General features: G+C 52.5%; 8 protein-coding genes. 4 read left to right on the top strand and 4 right to left on the bottom strand.

Annotation, left to right across the window (positions count from 1 at the left end; translation table 11 throughout):
* The first annotated feature begins 167 nt into the window (after positions 1 to 167).
* Together Q31b_RS28430 and Q31b_RS18495 are read left to right on the top strand one after the other, a co-directional pair.
* The gene (locus Q31b_RS28430; protein ID WP_197171793.1) at positions 168 to 344 is read left to right on the top strand and encodes a hypothetical protein; all 177 of its coding nucleotides are present in this window, start codon (positions 168 to 170) and stop codon (positions 342 to 344) included.
* Positions 345 to 438: 94 nt separating this feature from the next.
* Complete coding sequence (locus Q31b_RS18495; RefSeq protein ID WP_197171791.1) at positions 439 to 816, top strand: hypothetical protein; 378 nt, start codon at positions 439 to 441, stop codon at positions 814 to 816.
* Positions 817 to 912: 96 nt separating this feature from the next.
* On the opposite strand, the gene Q31b_RS29100 is transcribed toward Q31b_RS18495, so the two are convergent.
* Complete coding sequence (locus Q31b_RS29100; RefSeq protein WP_231617681.1) at positions 913 to 1,221, bottom strand: SDR family oxidoreductase; 309 nt, start codon at positions 1,219 to 1,221, stop codon at positions 913 to 915.
* A gap of 138 nt (positions 1,222 to 1,359) precedes the next feature.
* Positions 1,360 to 5,730 (bottom strand): sulfatase-like hydrolase/transferase, encoded by a 4,371-nt coding sequence (locus tag Q31b_RS29095; protein ID WP_231617680.1) that lies wholly within the window; start codon positions 5,728 to 5,730, stop codon positions 1,360 to 1,362.
* Between the two features lie 789 nt (positions 5,731 to 6,519).
* Between Q31b_RS29095 and Q31b_RS18475 the strand changes: the two genes are divergently transcribed.
* Positions 6,520 to 6,924, top strand: a complete 405-nt coding sequence (locus Q31b_RS18475; protein WP_146601137.1) for a hypothetical protein — start codon at positions 6,520 to 6,522, stop codon at positions 6,922 to 6,924.
* A gap of 388 nt (positions 6,925 to 7,312) precedes the next feature.
* On the top strand, positions 7,313 to 9,325 hold the full coding sequence (locus Q31b_RS18470; protein ID WP_197171785.1) for a glycoside hydrolase family 97 protein: 2,013 nt from the start codon (positions 7,313 to 7,315) through the stop codon (positions 9,323 to 9,325).
* 242 nt (positions 9,326 to 9,567) lie between these two features.
* On the opposite strand, the gene Q31b_RS18465 is transcribed toward Q31b_RS18470, so the two are convergent.
* Both Q31b_RS18465 and Q31b_RS18460 read right to left on the bottom strand, forming a co-directional pair.
* Positions 9,568 to 10,239: a diacylglycerol/lipid kinase family protein gene (locus tag Q31b_RS18465; RefSeq protein ID WP_146601135.1), complete on the bottom strand. Its 672-nt coding sequence runs from the start codon at positions 10,237 to 10,239 to the stop codon at positions 9,568 to 9,570.
* Positions 10,227 to 10,592, bottom strand: a complete 366-nt coding sequence (locus tag Q31b_RS18460) for a cupin domain-containing protein (protein WP_146601134.1) — start codon at positions 10,590 to 10,592, stop codon at positions 10,227 to 10,229. Before Q31b_RS18460 ends, Q31b_RS18465 begins: the two co-directional genes overlap by 13 nt.
* Positions 10,593 to 10,674 lie beyond the last annotated feature (82 nt).

The following is a 10,674-nucleotide window of genomic DNA, read 5'->3' as shown; positions in this document are numbered from 1 at the left end:
GATCCCCGAGAAGTCTCCTTTTTTTTTGATTTCTGCGCACGACGGACTCGATAGCAGGCTCTGTGGACGAGTCTGCGAACTCGTGCTTGTGTCTGCATCAACGTTTTTTCTTTTTCCTCCTATCGCTGGAGCTTTGCGATGAAATCGAGCCTCTTCACCCTGGCCGGTTGGCTGTGCGGTTGCAATTGGAACCGCATGTCAAGCTAGAGATGTGCGTGCTGCCACAGCTAAACGGCAGCTTCTCTCGAGACTTTCAAGGACTCGTCGACCAACCGCGTGATTTGAACAGTGGTCGTTTCGCGGCTTCGGCAATCGGATCGATGGTCCTGGTGACGGGACGTTAGCGAGCAGGTCAATTGCTGAAAACGATTCCCGGAATCCGCGAGGCTCTCGACGCTGATCCCACGCTGACGGGCCTCAGCTGGATCGGAGATCGTGTTGGCTTGCATTATTGCGACGGAGAAACGGTGCGGCAAATCGATCCGTCGAATTTACAGGACAATTTGCCAATCATGGATCTACAACCTGCACAAGTTGTACGGCACATCGATTGAAGAGGTTCCGGCACTGGCGGAAGTCAAATACGGAATCCGCCCCTACTGTCCAGATCACGGCGAGTATTCTTACGATCGCCAGACCAGCCGTTGCCTCTGCAACGTTCACGGCAATCGCGAGTTTTCCCGCCAGAAACCAAGGGTCGACCAAAAATCTTCGTTCTCCGAGTTCATCAATACGCTCCAAGAAGTCAACCTCGTCCTCCAACAAAACGAAGATTCCCTGATCGCCACCGCCACCGTCATCCGCAAAGACGAATGAACCGAACGCCGTTGGTGATCCTTTTCGTGCCAGCACGCGGGCATGTCCTGCCCACAATGCCGATTTGCTTTGCCGAGGCAGTAGCGGTAAACGTTTCTATGGCTTGTTGTAAATGACTGGCATTTGTCCCTTCCAAATATTCCAAGTGGCCACGTCGGTAATCAGGTCAGCCATGAAGTGGGCCACGTTGATACGGCTGGGAACGCCTGGATTGAAGATTGCACTCCTGGTTGGAGACGCATGCAGTTCGTATTCGCTGACCTTCTGCTCATTGGTCAAACTGTCTGGCCGAACCGCAGACCACTCGATGGCTTTGTGATTTTGGCCAATCTTTGTCCTGAGATAGTCGGCAGCATTCTCGTTGTCTATTGGCCACTCTGAGAATTGCTTTGACGCTCTGACCACGGTCGAGCAGTTGCTCCACGACTAGCCGTCCTGTCGCTCCAGTGGCCCCAATCACAAGCGTCGTCATTTGGCATCTCTCTTCACAAAGTCGGTAAATGAACTATCAGGTCAAACTTCTTTTTCGACCGACCAACTTCATCATTCCCCGTGCCTCGGTTGCCCAATTGCTTCAGCGTGCAGTTCGTCCGTTTTCTGTCTCATTCTGGATAGAACCTCTGCGTATTCCGGATTGGCAACGACATTGTTCATCTCGTGTGGATCCGCTTGCAGATCATAGAGCTCTTCAATCGCCGGGTCGTGCTCGTGGTATTTGAAATATTTATAGCGATCCGTACGCACACCACGGGTGCGATAGGATCGGTTTGCAGCGATGATCTCATCGTTGAGTCCAGAAATATCTGGATGCTTCTTAATACCGGCTGAATGAATCTCCTGTAGAAAGAAGTTTTCGATGAGAACCGCATCGCGCCACTCCGACATGTCTTGGGTCCCGTTCAATAGTCCGCTCAAGTCTCGTCCTTTCATGATCTCCGGGGCCTCGATGCCAGAGAGCGAAAGAATTGTCGGAGCCAGATCGACCGAGGAAACCATCGCATCGACCCTGCGTCCGCGCTGCGACTCGGGAGCCCTTCCATCGAAAACGATTAGCGGTTCTTTCATTGCCTCATCGTAAAGTATCGCTTTATCATAAAGACCTTGTGAGCCATGGAAGCGACCATTGTCGCTTGTGTAGATGACGACGGTGTTTTCCCGCACACCCATCTCTTCAAGCTTCGCCATCAACCGCCCGACTTGCTGATCGACGGTGTAGCCCTGAACCGCAAAGCGGCGGGCCAGTTTTTGATACAACTCTGGAGTCGAGGTGCGAGCCACATGCAGATAAGTACCTCGGCAATGGTCGAGCAGTTTGGGGAGCCTCTCGCTTTTTCCTGCAACCCAGTTTTCGGGAACCCACATTTGCTTGTCCTTAAAGATCTCCACATGTGGCGGATACATATGACTATCACGATCGTTCTTCACCGCATCGAAACTAATCGACAGACAGAAGGGTTGGCCCGCGGGTTGTGTCTCGAGGAAGCGAATCATCGCGTCGCCTTTCTTCAATGTCCGCTCATTCGTTGGACGATCACCACGATAGATATGTCTTAAACCAGGATCGTCCTTTGGAACGTCCACCCTATTTCCTTCAACGAAATAGTCAAAGTGCTCAATGGCTGTGTTACGTGAATCTTCGAGGCGGATTCCAAATTTACCAACGAAGCCGGTGCGATATCCTACTTGCCTCAGCTTGGCAGGATAGCTGTCGGCAAACTCTTCTTTGGGGATTGTTCGGTTGTAGGGATACGTGAACCCTGAGCGGTGATCTGAAAAGTAGCGTCCGGTAAACATCGTAGCGCGACTGGGCATGCAAATCGCCACCGCGTAATACGCATTGTCGAAGGCCACGCCTTGCGCAGCGAGCTTGTCGATGTTCGGAGTGATCACGTCGGTTCTACCGTAACAACCGAGCGTATCCCAACGCTGGTCGTCGGTCATCAGGAAGACGATATTGGGCCGCTTGATCGCCGCGGAGGCCTTCTCAGCCTCACTCAACTCTGCCTCGACAGCGAACTCCTGAAAGGCGGTGTTTTCACCACCACCCAAATCACTCACCGGTGAAACCGACCAGACGATCCAACGGAAACTTCCAAGTGACGCCGCTTTGGTAGCACGCAGCGACGCTGCGGTGAACTTACCCTCATCGGCGCTGGTATCAATCCTGCCAAGTTCGGTGAACTTGCTCAGGTCCCATCCTGGGTCGATCGAGGCATTGCTGCCGTAGAGAGTCAGCTTTTGCGCACCACGCTTGTTTCCTTGGTTGTGGGACCAGCTGGTGATGGCCGATACGGGCTTCACCTCGCCCAGGTCCATTTTGTAGGCGCCGCTTTGAATCCCGTTCGCAAACACTGGTCCAAAGTTTTCGTCGAGTTTGCCGTCGGTCAAGGTGCTCAGCGGCTCATTACTGGTTTTCTGATTGGCCGTGACAGCCCAACCGGAGGCAGTCGGCACGGGCAGCTTTTCAAAACCACTTGTGTCGGAGGCCGTTTCCACTTCAACCATTGACGACCGTACGACGGTTCGTTCGATGACCTTTTGATTTCGCACCATTTTTAATTTCAGCGTTTCGGATTGGATTCCGGAAAGCAACTTGAAAAGCTGTTGGGTGTCTTTCACCGCTTTGCCGTTCATGCCCTGAATCAAATCGCCTTCCATCAACCCAGCCTGGGCAGCAGCGGAGGATTTTGGGACATCCGTAAGAGCCACGCCGCCCTCGTCCTTGTTGACTCCGAAGGCGGAAAACTCGACGCCCGAGAGTTCTCTCAAGCTTGCCCCCAGCCATATCTCGCGATGTGGCTCTGCCTTCGTTTGCTTGGTCTGGGCGACCACCTTCGGTTGAGGAAGCACCGGTGTTTGGGCAATCGCTTTGAGCGATGGCTTTTTCACCCCGAACTGATCCATCGGGAAATTCTTGAAGCCGACCTCAAAGGCAGGCGAGCCTTCCTGCACTCGGAAGTCACCCGTTGCAGGATCGATAAACATCGGGTCTCCGAATATGGAGTTCTCATCCCAACCAAGCTTTTGGGAAGTTCGCATCACGGCAGCCTCGTCCGCAGCGTAGAAGTTACCGTCCACACGAGTGCCGTCGGCGTAGGGCCTGTTCATTCGAGCGGGCCGGTGAGGTCCCATGAAGATATTGGAATAGACCTGGTCTTTGCTACCGTCATACCAGACGTGTGGATGCAGCCCGTTGTTCACGGTGATGTTATTCCATGCATGTCGACGGAAGCCTTCACGCAGCTTCAAGCCATTGTTCAACAGCAGATTGTTGTAGATGTCGTAATTGGACGACCCATCATCCAGGTCGATATCCCACCCATGATCGCAACGCCATCGGCTGTCGCGAATGGTGGTGGTTTTAACTGCATCAAGGAAGGGCAGATTTGGTTCTTTGTCGACCGCTGCTTGCGAAGTCTGCTGATCGGAGCGCCAGTAGCGATCTCGGCCCCATGAGTTGAAGGAACCGTGATCGTGGGTTTCCAGCACGGTATCGAACACATCGCAGCGTTCGATCAGGTGCCCGCCCCAAGCACCATCGCCGATGTTGATACCGGAACGGGCACAGTCATACACGGAGGTATCACGCACGGTTATCTCTGACGCCATTTCGATCAGCACCCCGGCCGGTTGACGTTCAATTCGTCCGATACCGTGTATCAGACAATCTTCGACCGTGCCCTGAGCCGGGTAGTTGTTCGATTTCGGTCCCGGTGTGCGATCAATCTTTGCGAGGTCATTTTTCTGTCCATACTCGAACAAGGGGTCGCGAACCGCATCGGGGTCGCCAACAAAGCAGACGCCGCTGGCACCGGTGTCGTGAATGTGACAGCCTTTGACCAACGTGCGGCGATTGAAGTTACTGGCAAAGATTCCATTGCCACCGACTTGATCAAATTCGCAATCGAGAATGCGGATGTCTTCGGTACCCGTCAGCATGAAAGCACCGCCGCGATAGATGGCCCAATCGCTGCGTAATAACGGTTCCTTCGTTTCCATGAAAGTCCGTGCGGCGTGTCGCACTGTGAAACCCTGGAAGGAAACAAAGCGAACCGGCGAGGCTTCCGAACCCTGGAACTCAACCAAGTGCTTCAGACGGACGACTTCGACTACAGCGTTGGCAAGATCGACGTCGGCAGTTGGCTTGAAGTACAGTGTTGATGTCTTTGCGTTATGAAACCATTCGCCCGACGCATCAAGCTCTTCAAAGATGTTTTCCACCATGCGGAAATCCTTGTGCATTCCCGACTGGCGGTTGTTTTGCCAACCACCCTCGTAAGTCACTTCGCCCGAGGGATCTTTGCCTGTGATCCGATAGTGATAACCGCCCCAGCTTGAGCGGTGCATTGCATGAATGTAACCGCCGGTCGGATCGGCCCAAGACGCGGCTCGTTCTTTCGAGAACGCATCCGCAGCGAAACCTTGATACGGTTTGGCTTTCATGTTGGCGTCATAGTTCGGATACCGTGCCATCCGCTGGTTCTCGCCATCGATAAATAGTTGGTCGATCACTAACGCCGCAGGAGTCCTGGCCTGGAAGATGCCATCCCTGTAAGGCGTCCATGTAAGATCGAGCTTCGATCCTCCGCTCAAGATCGCGCGACCTTCGTTTTCGGCGCGATAGACGACCGGATGTTCAGCAGTCCCAGAATCTGCCGCTGTGAACACGAGTGTTTCGGGAAGATAGTAGACGCCATCGGCAACATGCACCGTGACGGATTCCTTTGCAGCAACCGCTCTGGCCGCGTCACGGGCGGCGGCAATCGACTTCAACGGCGCTGCCTTCGTGCCGCGATTGGCATCATCACCATCGGGGCTCACGTAGAAGTCAGCCGAATTACAGGAAGCCTGTATCGCTACTAAGAACTGTATCGCTACTAAGAAACAGAGGGGCAATAGATTTTTCATATTCATTCGATTTACCGTGTTGTTCACTGCGTTGGCAGTGTCTCTTCAATTTACGAATTCGACAGCAGGCTACTGCAAGCGATGATCAACTGTCGAATTTCCTTAGCTGAGGATCGCTTTTTCAAACAAGTCCTGCAACCCGACCAAACACGAGGGTTAAAAACCACGCAAACTGCAGCCTGATGGTAACTATTGTTTTTACCATGAATTCACAATGCAATGGTAACGTTCAGCAGTAAGATGATAAATGGCGATATCGGCCAGCGTTTTCGCGTTGGCGGGGTACTTCGCTGAAGTTAGACTTAATCTTCGGTTTTCACGAGTCTCGGAGAGACTCGCCTACATGAACACAACCAAACGTAGTGAACTCGCTAGAAATCCCTGCACGTGGGAATTCTGGCCAGTCACACTACAAAAACCAGTTCAACGAAAGAATCGAACATTATGAAGTCACGGCATGTATTGCTGATCTTGACTATCGCATCCGTGAAACCAATGACGATTGCTCGCGCGATCTCCGGCGGCCCCGTCTATCTTTCCGACGAGCCTTCTAAGATTGTGCTAAGATTGTGCCGGAGGTGTTGATCCCATTCGCTTACGAAGATGGCAAACTGTTGCGCACCGCTGCACCAGCGACGCTCTTGCCCGAAAGTTTCTTCATTCACCCATTCCGTGATGACAATGTCTTCCGCGTAGTCGCTCCAATGGAAGACGGCGTGGCGGCGATAGCGTTGTTTAGCTTCACCGAGAGTGGCAATTCACTTAGCAGTGGATTCACGGCGAAAGATTACAGTCATGCGAGCGAGTTGCGGCAACCGGGGGGATGGTGCACGGAATGTTCCGGCCGAAGGGATTTTGGTCTTTGATCGCGAGACGAAGTCGGTCGTGGATCTAGGGAAAGGCTTCTCCTCGGAGGTGCCGAACTTCGACGCGAAGTTGTTCTTTCTCTATCCGAAAACCAAGGGCTGGGCAGTCATCGGTCGTAGCGATAAATACCTGCCAGCCGCAGCGGTGAAGGTCACGTCCGTGTCCGATCGAGAGATCACCTTCACGCTGAAAGAATCCGGCCCGCTGATGGTCTGGAGCGAAACGGGCGCACCGCAGATGGAGGGTGCCACCTTTGAATCTTTGGGCAAGGGCTTGTATCTTGCGACAATACCAGTTGCAAAGGGAAGGCGGGAAATCAGTCTCAAACGATAAGGGTCGTTGGAAAAGAAGATCCGTTTACAGTGTCAATTGTCACCGCGTTTAATGTTATTTCGCGGTGGTTTTCGTAGTGGATCTTGTTAAAGATCCCGAGCAGTGTCAATTGTCTCCGCGTTTAATGTTATTTCGCGGTGGTTTTCGTAGTGGATCTTGTTAAAGATCCCGTGCAGTGTCAATTGTCACCGCGTTTAATGTTATTTCGCGGTGGTTTTCGTAGTGGATCTTGTTAAAGATCCCGTGCGATGTCAATTGTCACCGCGTTTAATATTATTTCGCGGTGGTTTTCGTAGTGGATCTTGTTAAAGATCCCGTGCGATGCCGGATCTTTATCAAGATCCACTACCTTTTGCAGCTTCGCCGCCTTATGGAATTACTAGTTACAATGAAATCACTAAAACTCTTGTTGATACTAACGACAGCGGCGGCATGCTCATCGGCCACTGCAGAGGAAATCTTGCGTTCTCCTGATGAGAAGATTGAAGTTTCCCTGCGGACCGACGAAGGGAATGTCACTTATTCGGTTCGTCTTGGTGGCGACGCCATCATCGGCCCGTCAAGTCTGGGACTGAAGCCGAATGACTTGGCACCGCTTGAGGTCGCGAAGGTAACCCGCTCTTCGGCGGACAATGTATGGGAGCCGGTCTGGGGCAGTCAGAAGAGATACCGAGATCATTACAACGAAATCCAACTGAAGGTTGAAGGCGACGCTGCCCAGACGATTATTTTTAGGGCCTACAACGATGGGATCGCATTCCGCTATCAGATCCCAGAATCCTTCAAATTCAGTGACCAGGTGTACGCGCATGAAGCGAGTGAGATATCGATTATTTCAGAAAAGCCGACTGCATGGTTTCCTCTAAGTCAGGTTCTCGTATCCGATGCAGTGGATTTGAATACGTGGGAATCTGGGAACCGTAAGGTCAATAAGAATGCGCGGTATGACTTTAAGCCAGCAAGGATCCGCACGCCATTTACAGTAAAACTGTCCGAGCAGGCGTGCCTCTCGGTTCATGAAGCGGCTGTGGTCCATTCCGATGAAGCTTGGCTAAACCTGGATGGTAACACACTGACGGTTTTGAGCAACTTGAAAACGGCTGGCGGCTGGGTGACCCCCTGGAGAACGATTCAAATTGCCGATAAGCCGGGCGGGTTGATCACGTCCTCGCTGATTGTCAACTTGAACGCGCCTTGTGAGTTTGAAGACACCTCTTGGATCAAGCCGGGCGTGACCCTGTGGGACTGGCGTGCCCACGGCGCCCATGCCGATGATGGATTTGAGTATGGTCTGAATACGGAAAGCTACATCCGCTTTATCGACTTTGCCGCCGAGGCCGAAGTGGAGTATTTGATGCTGGATGCCGAGTGGTATGGCCCGGAGAGAGATCCGAAGTCGGATCCAAAAACCGCTATTCCTGAAATTGATATCGAACAGGTCTGTGCGTATGCAAAAAGCAAGGGAGTCGGGATTTGGCTGTACGTTAACACCAAAGCATTTCAAAACTTTGACATGGATGAAACGTTTTCTGTTTACAGGAACTGGGGAGTGGTTGGGATAAAGCACGGTTTTCTAGGCGGAGGCAGTCACGCAAAAAATGAGTTCAGCCATAACGTCGCAAAGAAATGCGCCGAGTATCACATTATGTATGTCGTGCATGAATCCGAAAAGCCGAGCGGGGTTGAGAGGACCTGGCCGAATATCCTCTCCTACGAATATGTGAACAGCATGCTCGACTCTGGTACCCGTCCGGCCGCCACGCCCAGTCGCGTCATCAATAATCTTTTTGTGTTTGGGCTCAGCGGTCCGGTGGATCGCAGCTGCGGTATGTTCGATCTGGACTCTTACATCACCCGCGAATATTGCCACCGTCAGATCCCCTCGACTGTGGTTTCCCAGACTGCACAGTGCCTTCTGTTCCCCAGCGGCCTCGTAACCCTGCCCGATTTTCCGGATGCCTATCGTCGCAAAGCGGATCTGTTCGAATTCATTGCGCAGCTACCGATGAGTTATGACGAGACAAGGGTGTTGGATGCTGAATTCGGGCAACACATTACGTTAGCCCGCCAGGCTGGAGACGAGTGGTTCGTTGGGGCATTGGCGGACGAAGCAGGTCGTAAAACCAGCGTGACTTTGGACTTTCTCGAAGAGGGTGTCACCTACGACCTAACACTCTACGAAGACGCCCCGGATGCCCATTATGAATACATCGGGCCGATGAATAAGCGTGAAGCTATGACGCAAAAGGTAACGCTGGAGCCCCAGGCTACCAGACGTGAACTTTATCAAGTGAAAAAAATCACCGCGAAGAAGGGTGATATGATTCCTACGGTCATCGCGCCGGGCGGTGGCCACTGCATGTGGATTCGTCCGCAGGCTGCCACGCATTTGACTCGCTGAACGAATACAGGACAAGGAATTTAGAATCGATCTCTATCAATGATCACCGCATTTGGTGTCATCTTGCATTCTTTTCGGTAGTGGATTTTGTTAAAGATCCGATTCGGAACAGGATCTTTAACAAGATCCACTACGATTTGCGGCTTTGCCGTTTAAGGAAAATGCTTCGCATCTACTTTGACGTCCTTCAGCATCATCGTCAACACAAATTCCGCCTCAATAAAATTGATGTCCTGTGGCTGCTAGTGCTTACCAATGTGCATGTGGATTGCTCCGGGGACGACATCAAAATGAACAGGAGCCTCATCGACCACTTCACCGTCCATCGTGAATGGCATCGGGGGATTGGAATGCGGGTGCAGAGAACGTACCTGGCGAAAGATAACTTGGTCGCTTTCAAGGAAGTCGCCCAGCAGATTGTTGGCGACGATCTCGACCATGTCGCCGACTGTGCCATTGCGAACGATGACGACGTCGATCAAGCCGTCGGTCGGAGATGCTTTTGGTGCGACCTCAATCCGCCCGGCGTTTGGCTTACCATTGGCGACAAGAACAGCCCAAGAATCGAGTTGAGTGAAGACTCCGGAGTCGCAGGTCGCACTAATGCGGTAACTTGTCATGTTGGGCAAAACATCGATTGCGCCGCGGATGTAGCGGAATGCTCCCCAACGCGATTTTAGTTCGTCGGTAATTGTTTCGCTAACTCGGACCCAATTTCCACCTGCCGCGATGTTAGCATAGTAACGCTCTAATCGTTTGCCTCGGACGCGGACGACGCGTAGTTCCGTTTCTAATTCAGAAATTTCCGAAAGGTCGATCCATTCGGTTAATCGTCCTGCAAGTGTGCGCCGAAGTTCCGTGATCTCTGCGGCGCGACCGGAGCCCGAATTCCAAACGATGGCTAGCGGCGACATTTGTGATACGCCATATCTGTTGGTGGTTCGTCACGCTCGTTGAATCTCGCCGGCGGGCTGGTTGCTTCGATCGCAATCATGGGCTCGACGATTCGGTAGCGATGCTGGGCTCCTTGAGGCACGAGCCATGAATCGCCCGCGCGCAACGTTGCGGTTTCGCCATCGAGATCAAGTTCGAGTACGCCACGGAGCACAAAGCCCACTGTTTCGTAGTCACGATGGGTTGGCGGGCTGAAATCGCAGGGGTCTTCTTGCCAACGGCGAAGGGCAACCTGTTTTCCGGCAGCAAGATACTGTTGGCCCATCTCGCCAAATTCGGCGTCGGTTTTGCACGTGAGTTGTGGAATATCCATATTGGCTCCATTGGGATTCTATTTTTGACATTCCAACGTTGTTGCAAACACTGTGCCGTGAAAATTCTGTGCCGTGAAAATC

Origin of the sequence: Novipirellula aureliae (genome assembly GCF_007860185.1) — a bacterium.
GTDB classification, from domain to species: Bacteria; Planctomycetota; Planctomycetia; order Pirellulales; family Pirellulaceae; genus Novipirellula_A; species Novipirellula_A aureliae.
The sequence above is the reverse complement of the archived record's forward strand: the minus strand, read 5'-3'. Positions and strand labels throughout refer to the sequence as shown.

What these genes read in the sequence shown, in the direction of transcription:
- Q31b_RS29095 (WP_231617680.1), bottom strand. Translation starts at nt 5,730, where the DNA reads ATGAATATGAAAAATCTATTGCCCCTCTGTTTCTTAGTAGCGATACAG.
- Q31b_RS18475 (WP_146601137.1), top strand. Translation starts at nt 6,520, where the DNA reads ATGCGAGCGAGTTGCGGCAACCGGGGGGATGGTGCACGGAATGTTCCG.
- Q31b_RS18470 (WP_197171785.1), top strand. Translation starts at nt 7,313, where the DNA reads ATGAAATCACTAAAACTCTTGTTGATACTAACGACAGCGGCGGCATGC.
- Q31b_RS18465 (WP_146601135.1), bottom strand. Translation starts at nt 10,239, where the DNA reads ATGTCGCCGCTAGCCATCGTTTGGAATTCGGGCTCCGGTCGCGCCGCA.
- Q31b_RS18460 (WP_146601134.1), bottom strand. Translation starts at nt 10,592, where the DNA reads ATGGATATTCCACAACTCACGTGCAAAACCGACGCCGAATTTGGCGAG.